Source organism: Leptolinea tardivitalis (genome assembly GCF_001050275.1).
GTDB lineage: Bacteria > Chloroflexota > Anaerolineae > Anaerolineales > Anaerolineaceae > Leptolinea > Leptolinea tardivitalis.
Map to the genome: position 1 here is coordinate 440,837 of NZ_BBYA01000008.1, position 14,464 is coordinate 455,300.

General features: G+C 44.7%; 16 protein-coding genes. 2 read left to right on the forward strand and 14 right to left on the reverse strand.

Annotated features, from left to right (window positions below; all coding sequences use genetic code 11):
* The first annotated feature begins 4 nt into the window (after positions 1–4).
* Complete coding sequence (locus tag LTAR_RS06030; RefSeq protein ID WP_062421277.1) at positions 5–574, forward strand: NUDIX hydrolase; 570 nt, start codon at positions 5–7, stop codon at positions 572–574.
* A 66-nt stretch (positions 575–640) separates the two neighbouring features.
* Here LTAR_RS06030 and LTAR_RS06035 read toward each other — a convergent pair whose 3' ends face one another.
* From LTAR_RS06035 to LTAR_RS06085, 11 genes are all read right to left on the reverse strand, one after another.
* Positions 641–1,288, reverse strand: coding sequence for a 50S ribosomal protein L25 (locus LTAR_RS06035; RefSeq protein ID WP_062421278.1), 648 nt, complete (start codon positions 1,286–1,288; stop codon positions 641–643).
* Between the two features lie 76 nt (positions 1,289–1,364).
* Positions 1,365–1,892 (reverse strand): hypothetical protein, encoded by a 528-nt coding sequence (locus LTAR_RS06040; RefSeq protein WP_062421279.1) that lies wholly within the window; start codon positions 1,890–1,892, stop codon positions 1,365–1,367.
* A gap of 70 nt (positions 1,893–1,962) precedes the next feature.
* Complete coding sequence (locus LTAR_RS06045) at positions 1,963–2,343, reverse strand: succinate dehydrogenase/fumarate reductase transmembrane subunit (RefSeq protein WP_062531913.1); 381 nt, start codon at positions 2,341–2,343, stop codon at positions 1,963–1,965.
* Positions 2,344–2,347: 4 nt separating this feature from the next.
* Entirely contained in the window at positions 2,348–2,734 is a 387-nt protein-coding gene (locus tag LTAR_RS06050) for a succinate dehydrogenase/fumarate reductase transmembrane subunit (RefSeq protein WP_062421281.1), read from the reverse strand.
* A complete protein-coding gene (locus LTAR_RS06055) occupies positions 2,731–3,471 on the reverse strand; it encodes a succinate dehydrogenase/fumarate reductase iron-sulfur subunit (RefSeq protein ID WP_062421282.1) in 741 nt (246 codons plus the stop codon). Before LTAR_RS06055 ends, LTAR_RS06050 begins: the two co-directional genes overlap by 4 nt.
* Positions 3,472–3,473: 2 nt before the next feature.
* On the reverse strand, positions 3,474–4,646 hold the full coding sequence (locus LTAR_RS06060) for an FAD-dependent oxidoreductase (protein ID WP_081419844.1): 1,173 nt from the start codon (positions 4,644–4,646) through the stop codon (positions 3,474–3,476).
* Positions 4,636–6,147 carry a glycerol kinase GlpK gene (gene glpK, locus LTAR_RS06065; protein ID WP_062421284.1) on the reverse strand — a complete coding sequence of 504 codons (1,512 nt, stop codon included), beginning with the start codon at positions 6,145–6,147 and terminating at the stop codon, positions 4,636–4,638. The genes LTAR_RS06060 and glpK overlap by 11 nt, the downstream gene beginning before the upstream one ends.
* 23 nt (positions 6,148–6,170) lie before the next feature.
* Positions 6,171–7,268, reverse strand: a complete 1,098-nt coding sequence (locus LTAR_RS06070) for an LCP family glycopolymer transferase (protein ID WP_062421285.1) — start codon at positions 7,266–7,268, stop codon at positions 6,171–6,173.
* Positions 7,269–7,417: 149 nt separating this feature from the next.
* Positions 7,418–8,065, reverse strand: coding sequence for a class I SAM-dependent methyltransferase (locus LTAR_RS06075; protein WP_062421286.1), 648 nt, complete (start codon positions 8,063–8,065; stop codon positions 7,418–7,420).
* A gap of 15 nt (positions 8,066–8,080) precedes the next feature.
* Positions 8,081–8,794 (reverse strand): TrmH family RNA methyltransferase, encoded by a 714-nt coding sequence (locus LTAR_RS06080; RefSeq protein ID WP_062421287.1) that lies wholly within the window; start codon positions 8,792–8,794, stop codon positions 8,081–8,083.
* Entirely contained in the window at positions 8,769–9,578 is an 810-nt protein-coding gene (locus tag LTAR_RS06085; protein WP_062421288.1) for a multinuclear nonheme iron-dependent oxidase, read from the reverse strand. The genes LTAR_RS06080 and LTAR_RS06085 overlap by 26 nt, the downstream gene beginning before the upstream one ends.
* Positions 9,579–9,690: 112 nt before the next feature.
* Between LTAR_RS06085 and LTAR_RS06090 the strand changes: the two genes are divergently transcribed.
* Positions 9,691–11,391: a hypothetical protein gene (locus tag LTAR_RS06090; protein WP_062421289.1), complete on the forward strand. Its 1,701-nt coding sequence runs from the start codon at positions 9,691–9,693 to the stop codon at positions 11,389–11,391.
* A gap of 56 nt (positions 11,392–11,447) precedes the next feature.
* On the opposite strand, the gene LTAR_RS06095 is transcribed toward LTAR_RS06090, so the two are convergent.
* From LTAR_RS06095 to LTAR_RS06105, 3 genes are all read right to left on the reverse strand, one after another.
* Positions 11,448–12,695 (reverse strand): glycosyltransferase, encoded by a 1,248-nt coding sequence (locus LTAR_RS06095; RefSeq protein ID WP_062421290.1) that lies wholly within the window; start codon positions 12,693–12,695, stop codon positions 11,448–11,450.
* Between the two features lie 41 nt (positions 12,696–12,736).
* Positions 12,737–13,375 carry a DedA family protein gene (locus tag LTAR_RS06100; protein ID WP_062421291.1) on the reverse strand — a complete coding sequence of 213 codons (639 nt, stop codon included), beginning with the start codon at positions 13,373–13,375 and terminating at the stop codon, positions 12,737–12,739.
* Between the two features lie 240 nt (positions 13,376–13,615).
* On the reverse strand, positions 13,616–14,443 hold the full coding sequence (locus LTAR_RS06105; protein WP_236686579.1) for a YdcF family protein: 828 nt from the start codon (positions 14,441–14,443) through the stop codon (positions 13,616–13,618).
* Between the last annotated feature and the right edge of the window lie 21 nt (positions 14,444–14,464).

Sequence of the window (14,464 nt, forward strand, 5' to 3'; positions counted from 1 at the left end):
TCCAATGGATAAATCACTTATCCGAAGGAATCTGTCTATTCCAGAGGGTGTAACAGCAATCCCTGACGGATCATGGAAAAGGGCGGCTGTATTGGCTTTGTTTCTTCCCGGCCAACATGGAGAGGAAATTCTTTTTACCCGGAGAACCGATAACGTCCTTGATCATAAAGGACAGGTATCGTTTCCAGGTGGTGCTGTTGAACCCGAAGATTCCAGTCTGGAAGAGACGGCACTGCGAGAAGCCAGAGAAGAAATTGGAATACAAACAACCGATGTAGAGATATTGGGCCGTTCCAATGATTTATTCGCTGTCAGTGGATGGTGGATTACTCCTGTTGTTGGATGGCATGCCCACCGTAATGGCTTCAAGGCCAATCCGACTGAGGTCTCCCGGATTTTTTCGATTCCTGTAGACTTTCTGGTAGATAGAGCCAACTGGGAAATCCGATCTTATGAAAAAGATGGTTCGGTTCGAACCAATGTGATTTTTTATCGTATGTATGATAATGAATTGCTATGGGGAATTACGGCTCAAATTGTGCATGATTTGTTGCATAAATTACATTTGATGTAAAAATAAAAAGAACACCCCTGCCAATTATCATAACGGCAGGGGTGTGTATATTGCCTGTTGAGGAAATTACTCGGCTTCCTCTTCTTCTTTCTTGCCTTTTTCGATGACCTCCGGTTCGGCGGCTACAGCTTCGCCTTCGGCGGCTGGTGCTGCTTCTTCTTCCTTGGCCAGAGTGACAATGACAACAACTTCATCTGGTTCTGCATGAATGTGGACCTTATCAGATACAACCAGATCTTTGACGGTGAAATGATCGCCAATTTTCTTCAGAGAAGAGAGATCGAGAACGATTTTTTCCGGCAAGTCTTGCGGCAGAGCTTCCACCTCAACGGAATCCATTTCAGAGATGATGACACCGTTGAAATCTTTGACGGCAGGTGATACACCTTCCAAAACGATGTTGACATTGGCACGGATCTTCTCTGTCAACGAGACGATTTGGAAATCAACATGTTTGATGACATTGCGCAGATAGTCACGTTGTTTTTCGCGAACAAGTGCGGCATGTTCTTTACCATCGAGGTTGATGTAAACCAGGCTGGAGGCAGTCAGACCGTGCAGAGTACGGGTGGCTTCACGAAGATCCAGCGTTATGGGTGTGGCATCAAAATGATGACCATAAAGAACGGCAGGCAGCTTTCCTTCGCGGCGGAGAGCACCTACTTTTTTCCCTTTGACTGTGCGCAGGGTGGCATTAAGAACTGCTTTTTCCATTTCATTTTCCTTCGAGCGCCTCTCACCTCAAAATGAGGTTACCTTCGCTCTATGATAGATTCGGCTTACGCCGTGATTACCTTCGATAACGCAGCCAGCGAAACAATCCGGTGATGATTCCGAAAACCAATCCAGCTGCGGCTCCAAACAAAGCAATGCTTCTTGTATCTACCACCGTTTCAACGGGAGCATCCACACGCGTGGAAAGAAGAAATACAGTTTTTACTTTGGCGCCGTGAATTTCACGTGCCACAATAACACCTGACCGGGATTCGGTCATTCGCACAGATTGGGCAACCATCACGCCGGAAGTACCGTGAATCACAGCATCATTAGTGGTCACTACGCCGGCTATTCCCTGTTCTGATGCGATCTGATCTGTATGCAGATATCCAGTGAAACCGCGTTTAATCGTTGCGTTCTGGGTATGAACTTCACCTAGAAAGCTATCGGTGGCCTCAATCGAATTTGCCTCCACCCGTGAAGCACCACTCTGCTGCATTTGTACAACCTGTGCATCCACTGATTCGGATGAAAGGTTTTTCATGTAAGCCGATTGTGGAATTTGGCTTTTTTTTGCATCACTTCCGGTATCAGGGTTCATTTGCCGCTGCTTTCTTCCTGATGGATTAGACAAAAAGACTAGTCATTTTATCGTATCGGCTTCATTCGTGTCAAGGAATTCTTCCCATAGCGCTGACTGTCAATAACAACCATATACCATATATGATAGTCAAAATTCCCAACCCGATCAATCCGATGTTAATGATCTTAATGAATGTTGGTGATGGATTCAAATCTAAAACGACACTGCGCACACCAAGAAGTGCATGAACGATCACAAAAGTAAGAAAACTACCTTCCATGATTAAAACAGCCGGGTTCTGATAATATGCGACAACATCACTGTATGTGAATAATCCACCCGGTGCGATTAAATGATTCGCTATGAAATGAATGACCAGGAAAACAAGGATCAGACCTCCTGCCAGAACTTTTATGAACCAGAGCAGGGCACTTTCGTGATTTGATGGATAAGTATGATTTGTTTTCATGAGATTACGCACCCCCCAGCATGTGTATAGCGAAAAATAGAATTCCTCCGGCAGAGATTATTCCCGCAATAATGAGCATGGTCAACTGATACCGGACAGCAATTCCGAAACTTGTAAGGCCGATACGAATACCATTTATTCCGTGCATAATTCCCGCGGCGATAACCAACAATTCGCCAATAATAAAAATGGGATTCTTCATTAACTGAATAAAACTATCATATGCTTCTGCTCCCCTGGTCAATTGGAAGAGAACGATCATATGCATAGCCAGGTAGAGAACCAGACCCAGCCCGGTGATCCGGTTGAGCATAAATCCCCATGATCCGGCGGACCGGCCTCGTGGATCAAACCATTGGAGAAAATTGCGCGGAGAAGGAGATCCTTTCATTTTCCAGCCTCCTTGCCGCCAAACCATTGGTGAAAATTCTTTCGCATCAATTTTTTCCGCAGGTCCATGATGCGATATCCTGGTTCAACATTTGATGGACAGACGGCAGAGCATTCGAAGGCACTGTGGCAGCGCCAGACGCCAGAGTGATTATCAGCCAGAGCGAGATTGGCCGAAAGTGCATTGGCGGCCAGTGCCTGATGCAATCCTGACAGAGCAGCCGGCCCGACATACGCCTCATCAGTCAGGGCAACCGGACAAGCTGAGACGCATAGACCGCATTCAATGCAGTCAATAAGGCGTTCTTTTTCTGCCACATCAGGAAAGACTTCTTCATAATCAAGATTAGCTGTGCTATTCGACGATACGGCCGGAGCTTGCATAATTTCCAGTTCCTGGAAGAAATGCGAAACATCGACAACAAGATCGGAAACTATTGGAAAATTCCGAAGAGGTTCTATACGAAGCATCCCGTTGTTGTGGGTGACTGATCGGATTGGCGTAATACAGGTTAACTTTTCAATATTATTCACACGCATTCCGCAAGCTCCACAGGTTGAATGATGGCAGGCATGTCGAAATGTGAGGGATCTATCCTGAAATGCCCAGACCCGTTCTACGGCATCCAGAACAGTCTCGTCGGGATCGATGTCTAAAGAAAAATCCTGCCAGCTGGTTTTCGTTTCTCCCTGTTTTTGGCGAAGAATGCGTAAGGTTATTTTCCAGGTGGTTGTCATGTTTACGCCTGCCTGTTGTAAAAAGTACGATACGAATCGAGCTCAAAATCTTTTGTCTGGCATGTTTTTCTCCAGGCAAATTTCTCACAAACAAGATCGGCTGTTTTTTCCGCCATAACACGGCAGGTAGTGGCTTTTCCACCGGTAATTGTGATAAAACCTTTCAATCCATGATCCGTTTCATGGTCAAACACTTTGAATGTGCGTGATAAACTGCGGGCATTCGTTCCGGTTTGGATCAACGGGCGGGCAGACATATACGAGGCTCGTATTTTTACTCTGGCAATAGCTGGAATCATTTCAATTGCCCGATCTACCATTTCTTTGACCATACCTTGATCTACGGGGATATAGTCTGCATCATTCACTTCAAAAGATGTTGTACCAATGACGGACATACGACGTTGGGGAATGATGATATCTCCATCACCGGGCAACGAAAGACGATTGACCACATAATTGCTCATCCGCTTTTCAAAAGCAACCATTACACCAGGTGATGGAATAACTGGAACATTAACGCCGGCCATTTCTGCGATTTTGCCAGCCCATGCGCCTGTGGCGTTAATGACCATGTCGGCATGTTGTTCAATAGAACGGCCGGTGTGACGATCTGTCAAAATAATAAAATCCACCGAAGAACGGCCGTCAATATGAATACTCTCCACCTGATGAAATGGAAGGAAAATAGCTCCACGATTTCGTGCACTTCCGGCGAATGCCAATGCCAGACGCAAAGGATCAAAAGAACCGTCTGGAACTTCAAATCCTCCAAGCACCTGGGGGTTGATTGCTGGTTCTCTGGATAGAATATCTTTCTTATCCATCCATCGGATGGGAATGCCGCATTTTTCTGCGCCAGCTTTAAATGTTTCCTTGTAGGCCAGTTCTTCTTCTGAAATAGCCAGAAACAAACCATTGTTAAATTCAATGCATTGTCGAGCTATGCGTCGAAGAATGGTATTCTCTTCAATACACTCAACGGCTGCTTCAGGATCATTCACACAGTACCGTGAACCGGAATGGAGGAGCCCATGAGTACGGCCGGATGTACCAGAGCAAATTTCTCCTCTATCCACTACAGTAACTGAAAAGCCGCGTAACGTAAGGTCATAGGCCAGGGCGCATCCTGTAAACCCGGCACCTATGATGAGAATGGTCGGTTTATCCATCATTATGATCCGTTGTCCAATCGAAAGAACGGGTGATGGCTTTCTTCCATCCCCGGAATAATTGATCTCGCCGGTCGGTTGGCATCGAAGGAGACCAGGTCCTATCTGGTGTCCATTTTGAGCGAAGTTCATCCAAAGATTTCCAGAAACCAACTGCCAGTCCGGCGGCGTAGGCAGCGCCCAGGGATGTGGTTTCTGAAACCCTCGGTCGAATGACCGGAACATCCAATATATCTGCCTGGAATTGCATTAAAAGATCATTGACTACCATCCCACCATCGACTTTCAGGTTTTGCAGATCAATTCCAGAATCGGATCGCATGGCATCCAATACTTCGCGGGTCTGGTAGGCCGTGGCTTCCAATGCCGCCCGGGCAATATGTCCGCGGTTGACGAAGCGGGTAAGTCCCACAATCACACCACGTGCATCACTCCGCCAGTACGGGGCGAATAATCCGGAAAATGCCGGAACGATATAGCAACCTCCATTATCTTCAACTGATCGGGCCAGGGGTTCAATTTCACTGGATTTTTGAATAATGCCAAGGTTATCCCGCAGCCATTGAACCAGTGCACCTGAAATGGCAATGGATCCTTCCAGGCAATACACGGCTGGTTGGTTTTCAAGCTGATATCCGAATGTAGATAACAATCCATTTCGGCTTGCAATGGGTTGTTGACCTGTATTCATCAACATGAAACAACCCGTGCCATAGGTATTCTTGGCTTCACCCGGTTTATAACATGTCTGACCGAATAAGGCTGCCTGTTGGTCTCCCAGAATTGACGCGATTGGAACGCCTTCGAGAATTCCGCGTGCCTCACCATATACCTGTGATGACGGGCGGATTTCCGGCAGAATTGATTCAGGTATTTTCAGCAGGTCAAGCAGCTCTTTATCCCATTGCCTCTTTTGAAGATCCATTAAGAGGGTTCGCGAAGCATTGCTTCCATCTGTGATGTGCAAACCACCATTCTTGCCGCCGGTCAGATTCCAGATGAGCCATGAATCTATGGTTCCTGCCAGAGCCAAGCCATTTTTTATGGCATCGCGTATTCGTGGATTATTCTCCACCATCCATTTGATCTTCGGACCGGAAAAATATGTTGCCAGAGGAAGGCCGGTTTTTTCACGCAAACGATCCTGACCGCTTTCGCGGGCTAAATCATGACAGATGGCATCTGTACGGGTATCCTGCCAGACTATAGCCGGGTGAAGCGGCTGTCCGGTGGTTTTATCCCAGATTACAGTCGTTTCTCGTTGATTGGTGATTCCGAGTGCGGCGATATCAGAAGGATGAATACCCGATTTTTGCAGGGTGTTAAAAATCACTTCCTGTGTACGGATCCATATTTCCATCGGGTCATGTTCCACCCAACCGGACTGTGGGTAATGTTGTTGATGTTCCTTTTGATCAACGGCAATTATTTGACCATCGTGATCAAAAAGCATAAAACGTGTGCTGCTGGTACCCTGATCAATGGCGGCAATATATTTCGGCATGTTAATCTCTGCTAATGGGATAATTATTCACCTGTGCTTCCAAGTGAATTAGCAATATTTGCTTTTACAGATTCTTGATCATTTATTGACATTGTGCCGTCTTCAAAAAAATTCAGGCGGCTCTGTGGCAGAGAATAATATCGGAAACGGACTGATTCCATCGTGTTTGCCAGGCAGACCAGTTGTTTTAACTGCCCCATATCCAGATCTGTGGCAAACCCATCTTCCGCTTTAGTGGTGAAATTCGCAATGAAAGCAGCCGGATCCTGTGTCTTGGCTTCCTGTCTAAAGGAGTTGATTACATCATTTTGTCTGAGAACCCGATCCCATTCAGCTGTTTTATCACCTGTTTTATACGTCATATACTGACGAATCAATGTGCCGTCTAACTTCTGCCAACCGCGTTGCATATCAAATCCATTTGTAACAAATGTGCCGCTGATTTTTACATCCATTGACCCCTTATCGTTGGCATAATTTTCAAAGGTGGCTGTATCAATAACTACATAGTGCGAGACCAGAATCCCCAGACTTTCGTTAATCATTTGGGCGACAGCATTTGCCGCCATTGAAACCGCATCAGCATTGCTGCGTTCAACACTATAAACCGTATCAAACGCATTGGACAAAGTAGCGTTTGGATACCCATAAGAAACAAGATTTGGTGATGGGAGAATTAATGATGGGGGTAGTGCGTAGACTACAATCCGTTCCTGACTGAAATTTACATGAATAATCCGGTAGCCAATAGCGCCATCCAGATCGGTATCTGGATTGGTAATATCGGTAAGGATTGCGAGCATAACATACGAACCTGTAGCACCGCATACTTCTTTCAAAGGTCCCGGAGTGCTTGTTGGACCAGGTGTATTCAACAGTTCCGGAGAAGCCAATGGGATTGGTGTAATCGGCGTCGTCTCCTGTGTAGCGGTCACAATACGTTGCGGTGTGATGGTTCCTGGAGTTTCTGAACCTTGCGGCGTAAGTGACATCATGGCAGCCAGGGTCGAAGGTGGAATAAAGGGCTGGCGGTAGAAAAGTTGAACAATAATGATCCCGATCACGGTACCCAGAACGATCAGGATACCCAGAAGGATCAAAATAGCTGTTCTACCTTTCATTCGACGTGGCTCCTAAAAAGCTAATGTTGATTCTTCCCTGTAATTATCCGTCCAATGGGAAGCTCAAAGGATTAAAACCTGACAGTCCTTTATTAAAAATATTTTATACCCGGATGAAGAATCTGTTCAATTTAATCAAAAACAGATCGCTATTCTCGTTCTGGTTTGCGAAAAATGACTGTTTCCTTTATACCATTTCCAAACCAGACATTATCCCAATCTTTGATTTCATTGATTACTTTTTGCCATTCTTCATTTAATGGACCATCTTTGATATGCCGGCTGTTGGGTGCAGTAGACTGACATGGAATGTAATGGTTGGCATCGTCTATGATCAATAATCCCCCATTTTTAAGGAGCGGAATACTCCGCAAGGCACAGGCAGGGCGGACAATACCATCCACAAGGGCAAAGTTAATAGATTTTTCCTGCAAGGCTTCCGATACCCGGACATATTGTGATTTCTGAATATCCTCAAAAGATGAATTTGGATCAGGCTTGGGATAAAAATGATATTCCACATTTTTACAACCAAGTTTTTTAATATTTTCTTTAACAATATTGAACCATTCTTCATTATGTTCCACACTGACCAGACTTTTCACATGGCTGGCAAACCAGGTAGTACTTCTTCCTGATCCATATTCGAGGCCGGCATAATCTGGTTGAAGTGCCTGTTCGAGGTATTCCACAGCTCTGGGAGTCAGCCAGGGGGCAGCTGGATTTCGAAAACGATAATACCAATCTGATAGACGACTGAAAATATATACGGGTGTCCAGTGTGAAAAAGAACGCATCTGCAGTCCTTGATATTAGAAGGATGTATCCGATTGTACCGGAAGTTTTTGAAAATGATGTTGATTAAGAAAATAGGCAGCGATACCAAAAGATACCGAAACATTCAATGACTTCTTTATACCCACCATAGGTAAGTAATATAGACGATCACATAATTCCATGACGGCTGGATCAATACCATATACCTCATTGCCTACAATAAGATTCAAAGATCCTTCCCACGGTTCTATAGAATCCAAAAGATTGATAGCCGATGGACTGGTTTCCAGTCCAACAACCAACTCGCCACGGTTTCTCAAATCTCGCACCAGTTCAACACAGTTTAAATGTTGTGACCATGATGTATGAATTTCGGCTGAAAGTGCCGTTTTAGATAAACGTGGATGCAGAGGCGTTGGGGTGATGCCGCACAGGTAAGCATGTTGAACACCGGCTCCATCTGAGCTGCGTAGAATGGAACCTACATTGTAGGCAGACCGTAGATTATCGAGAATTACAGATAACCTTGAGCCATCGTTTTTATACGCTTCAACCGAATTACTGGATTCCCAACGACCTTTTTGCAACACCGGGGAGTGGCATAGCGGACAGGTGAGGTTTTCTTTAAATGGAGCCGGGAATCTAAGCCGACAGGTTCCCGAAGTACATTCATAGTACCAGCAGGCTTCCCGGGGAGAGGATTCACCGGAAAATGGATCATTATCAGGATGCGTTTTTGCTGTCGCCATAATGGACTAAATCATATAAACGCGGGACTTGGTGGAGTAATACTCTGGATTCACTTCGCCAGACAAAAGGTGCACCAGTTCCTCCATATTCAAAAGCAATAATTTCAGGTGTACGCCAATTTCCGATTTTTATCTGGTCAATTGCCGATTCAAAAAGTGTCCAATCCTGATCACGCATCTCCATATGATCATGGATTTCACCCTCATGCAACCCCAGACCCGTAATGTGAATTTCTTTCAATCGACGCAGAGGGAATTCTGAAAAAAATTGCAGCGGATCTGTATGCAATGTTTTTGCGGTAATGGCAGCATGGGCCAGATCGAGAAGCATACCGCAACCTGTTTCGGTGACAAGGCGCTGGAAAAACGGGGGTAATGCCACCGGACGCAAGTACTCTTTACCAGATGCCGGCAGAGGGACATTCTCTGCGATAACATGATCTGGTCCGAACCGTTTACACACCGACAGCACTTCTTCTATGATCGTATCTGATAATTGGTCTAACTGGGCGCCGATACATGGATTTAGCTCAGGAGGGGCAACCACGTGTACATTTACGGTTTGAGTACCCGTAGCAGAAAGAAAATCCTCCACTTCAATCCAATCCACCTTTGATAAGCGTCCATCACCTACACTCAGGTCAAAATGGACATAGACTGGTAACAGCCTGCCAGCATCTGCCACCATGTCTTTCCAATTGGGTGATTTGAATAGATCAAATTTGATCAGGCCTGACTTTAATAAATCAAAGGCCTGAGGTGAATAATTCACGGCCAGTTTCATAGAGGAGCGATTCTATCACCCAATTCGGCTAAAAGGGGCTCATCTGGTACAATTGCACATATTCCGGGGCTGGTGAGCCCCGGTTTGTATGCTATGGTTTTGGGAGGGTTCTTTGCGATCGAAGATTTTGAGATCCCCTTTTGAAGTGGCTCTGGTCGTAATAATTGTGTTGGCGCATTTGTATGTTGCTCTGGCACCGGCAAACAGCCTGATGAATTGGTACACCACAGATGACGCTTTCTATTATTTCAAAACAGCCCAAAATATCGGGCTTGGACACGATATCTCATTTGACGGTATCAGCCGGACAAATGGATTTCATCCTTTATGGATGATCATTTGTGTTCCTATTTTCCTTCTGACCAATGTAAACCTGCTGCTTCCACTGCGTATAGTTGTCCTTCTGGCCGGATTAATGAATGCTGCCACTGTAGTTTTGATTTGGCGTTTATTTAATTCAAACGGAGCTGCATTCGCCGGAGTACTGGCGACCCTTTTTTGGGCATTTTCCACACGCGTTCATGCCATAACTGTAACGCTGGGAATGGAATCAACTGTCAATGCACTAACGGTTACACTGTTGATTTACCTGGCTTCTCAACTGGATGTAAAAAAAGAGCTGGGGACCCTTAAAAAGCAGGATTTTGGTTTGATTGGAATCACGGCGATTTTCACGTTTCTAAGCCGCATTGATAATGGATTTGTCATTGCTGCTGTATTATTCTGGATTTTGCTAAAGCACCGTGATTCACTGGCTGTTGCAGGTGAAAATAGAAAACAGGTCTGGCTCCGGCGCCTGAAAATTGCCCTTATGCTCGGCCTACCTGTCGGGATTACACTGTTTGCATATCTGGGATTCAATAAGTGGTATTTTGGCACAGAAACACCGGTCAGTGGACAGATAAAACGCTGGTGGGGAACATTACCTAACACTGTTTATGGTTTTCCTGTTGATAACTACAAAGTGTTCCTCACTCATTTGATCACACCACAGGTGAATATTGGCCCATTTGCATTAATCACTCAGACTCCTCATGATATTGCTTACTGGATCGAAAATGCATTCAAATTGACTGGAGACCTGAAAACGACCCACCGGATTCTGGTACTTGTCATTAGCCTTGTACTTTCCGGGGTCGCTGCATTGCTGATTAAATATAACTGGAAGCGGGCGGTGAAATTAATAGACCGCTTTTATCTTGTCCCATTCTTCATTGGTTGCATGGCTCAAATCTACAGTTACAAATCTACCACCTATATCGAAACACTCACCTGGTATTGGGTGAGTGAGATGGTTCTCATTGTGCTGGCAGAAGGGATTCTGGCTGACTGCCTGATCGAATGGATTAAAAAGAAGGTGACATCCCAAAGGGTATACCAGATGGTTGGTGCTGTTCTGGCACTTGCCATGATCGTTCCTTACATTTCTTATATTATCAATCTGGCACCTTATCAGGTAGACCCTGAATATTCGGAAGCTTATCTGGGTGGAGCCCATGCGCTGGAGCAATTCACAGAACCAGGGTCTATCATAGGTACAACTGGCGGCGGGATAGTGGCGTATTTCATAAAAGACCGCACGATTGTCAATCTCGATGGTCTGATTAACAGCAATGAATACTTCCAACGAATGCGGCGTGGAAAAACAACAGAGTATTTCGATAAAATCGGACTTGATTATGTGTACGGCAATATTTATATGATCACAAAAAGTGATCCGTATGCTCGCATGTTTTCTGACAGAGTTGAATTGATTGGAACAGTGGAAGGAGCCAGTCTATTCCGGTACAGGCCATCAAAACCGGCAAATTAGTCTATAAAACGGCCGCCTCATACAAAGAGGCGGCCGTTCTTTTTTTATAAACTCCATCAGGCAGTTGTTATCTCTTTTATAGGAGAGGCACCGGGGCGTATTTGAAGCCATTCTGTCTGCGGATTTGGAAGCTCCCTTCCAGCCACAAGGGCATAATATAACATGCTATAGGCGGCGATGGTGTTTTCAATCGTATGCGTCTGTACAAGCCTTAGGCTTTCTGTGCCAAGACTGGTCCATTGGTCAGGATGAGCAAGGAAATAATCGATTTTTTCAGCCGCATCTTTGGATGAACCAGGTGAAAATAGAAAACCGTTTTTTCCCTGGTGGACCAATTCAGGCAAAGCGCGGGCATTGGCCAGAAGCAGTGGTTTGGCACAGGCCATGGCTTCAAGAGAAGCAATTGAGAGTAATTCAGCTTCACTTGGCATAGTGAACAAATCAACCGAGTTAATCAAGGATGGCAGGTCTTCATTGGGGACAAAACCAAGAAAATGGACCTGGTCCTCCATATGTAGATGGATTACCAGTTCTTCGAGATGTTTCTTATATGACCCGGTTCCAGCAACGGCGAATTGAATATCGTTCTTTTGACGGAGTTTTAATGCCTGAATAATTATGTCGATCTTCTTTTCAGCATCCACCCGGCCTACGAAAAGGATGGTTGGTTTATCAGGATCAAGTTTATATTTCTTTTTCCATTCTGTTCTATCGATGGATGGTTGAGGCATGAATCGCCGGATATTGACCCCACATGAAATGGGATAAACGGGCAATTTAATGTGCTGCTGTCGAAGTATTTCTGCCGCCGTACGAGATGGGGCAGTGGCAAAATCCAGATGATTAAAGGTAAAGAGCATCCATTGCCACATTATTTTGCCTAATATGGATGCAAAGTATTTTGAACCAGGAACATACGGAGTCAGGTTATCAGGAACAAAATGGTTGGTGCCGACTAACCGAATTTCCCGTTTTTTTCCTTCATGAACAAAAGTATTGCTCAAAGGATAATGATCATGAATATGAATGATATCTGGCTGAAAACGGTTCAAAATCTCGCGCACCTGACGGCCAGGAAAGAAGGACATAGCCGCTTCAGAGTGGAAACGTCCCAGATCAAACGATTCAATCTCCTGGATTTCAACACCGTTACGAAAATGGATTTTTGGCTTTCCGTCAAGTGCCGGAATTACTACGAGTACTTTATTTCCCTGGGCTGCAAGTCCCTCGGCAAGATTGATTGTGAAGATGGATTGACCATTGAGCGAGGGGAAATATGTGCAGCCTGTTATCAGGATCCGCATAGTGCCTTCCTACAATGAGAGATGGATTGTTCAAATTTTATTTATTGTTCGTCTGATACGTCTTCAAATGCTCCGCTGGCTTTTAAAGCCTTGCGGATGAAATGTACCATAACGAGAAGAAAAACGATAGATGCCCCCAGAAGAACATATTCAATTCCTCTAGAAATACTGGTTAACATCTTCGTTCCATGATATCCGATAAACACAAGTGCGCCTGTCCAGATCATTTCACCCATCAACAAGGTAGGCAGCCATTTTTTTAGAGGAACTTTGGCCATACCGGCAGCCAAGAGGGATGGAATCATGAAACCGGATGATAGCTTGGCGAAAAATAATATTTTTGCCGCATGTCGGTGCATTTCATCTTCAAGGTGTGACATCTGGCGAGGTTTAATTCCAAGCCAGCGTTGGTAGGGAAGAAGCCATTCCATCTTTCCTGCATAACCAAGACGATACCAGACCATATCTGCTGTTAGGTTTCCGCAGGCGGCGGATGCCAAAACAAGTCCGGTCTTCAAATAACCAGAAGCAGATGCAGATGCGCCCAGCAGAGTTACGATAGGGCCTTCTATTGCCACCAAAACAGCAATAATAAGATAATTCCAAGACCCAACCTGGGTAACAACCCCAACTTGGAGATTTTGCCAGAAAGTTTGAATTACATTAACCATAACATTCATTGTTTCTCGCTACCGTCCTTATATCATATACGATTCGGTGTAGGTTTTCGGTGCAAGCACAATATGAAAACATGACTTTTCATCCTGTTTTACAGGATTCAATGTCTGCAAATATCATAAACCGATTTAACCCGAATTACAAGTAAGGTGCAAGTTCTATGCTGATTAGAGATTATTAATTTATTGTGTACAGGTGTGAACCTGATACATTTTGAGGTCTATTGAATATTAAGGTTCGGCTTATAGCCAGCCTTGAAAATGATACGAAACCAATCCTAAATATTCTTTTAGAACTGTCGTTGTTAATCCAAGCGAACTGGAATTGGGCAATATGTTGGTCAGCAAGGTTTCAAAATTGGGAGAAAATGTCCTTTGCCACCCATCTTCTGTAATTGTGAAATCTGCAGGGGAAGGAATGACAATCAAACCCTGTTTTTCAAATAAAGGAACAGAACGGGGCATGTGCATGGCTGTTGTTACAAGAATTATTCGGTTAATTCCTCTTGCCTTTAACAATTCAGCACAATAAACTGCATCTTCATGGGTATTTTGAGATTTAGGTTGAAGCAAGATGGCTGATTCGGGTACACCCAGCTTTATCATTATCTGTTGCATGTCTGCTGCCGGAGATTTGTCAACCGAATCCATCCAATCTATGTTTCCACCGCTCAATACGATGAGGGGGGCGGCACCTGCATGATATAGATCTGCCGCATGGATCATCCGGTCTCCGGCACTATTTACTTCAACGGCTGTTCGTGGCGGATAAGATGATTCGGTTCCACCACCAAGCACAACAATAGCCGGGGCAGAGATAGGTGCCTGCTGAGGCAAATATTTCCATTCCAGTGATCTGGCAAGACTATACGAGACCCATCGATTGCCTGAAAGAAACAAGATCAAACCGCTGAGGATTATCAGGGTTTTGGATATTTTCTGATGTTTTGAAAAGATCAATGCAAAAAGAATCAGAATGGTAGAAAGACCAAGAGGGTATACAAACAGGGGAAGCAATTTTGAAAGAAATATGAACATAAGTTTGATTGTAATCGATGAAAATCCTTGCATGATATAATCCGGCTTCAATTA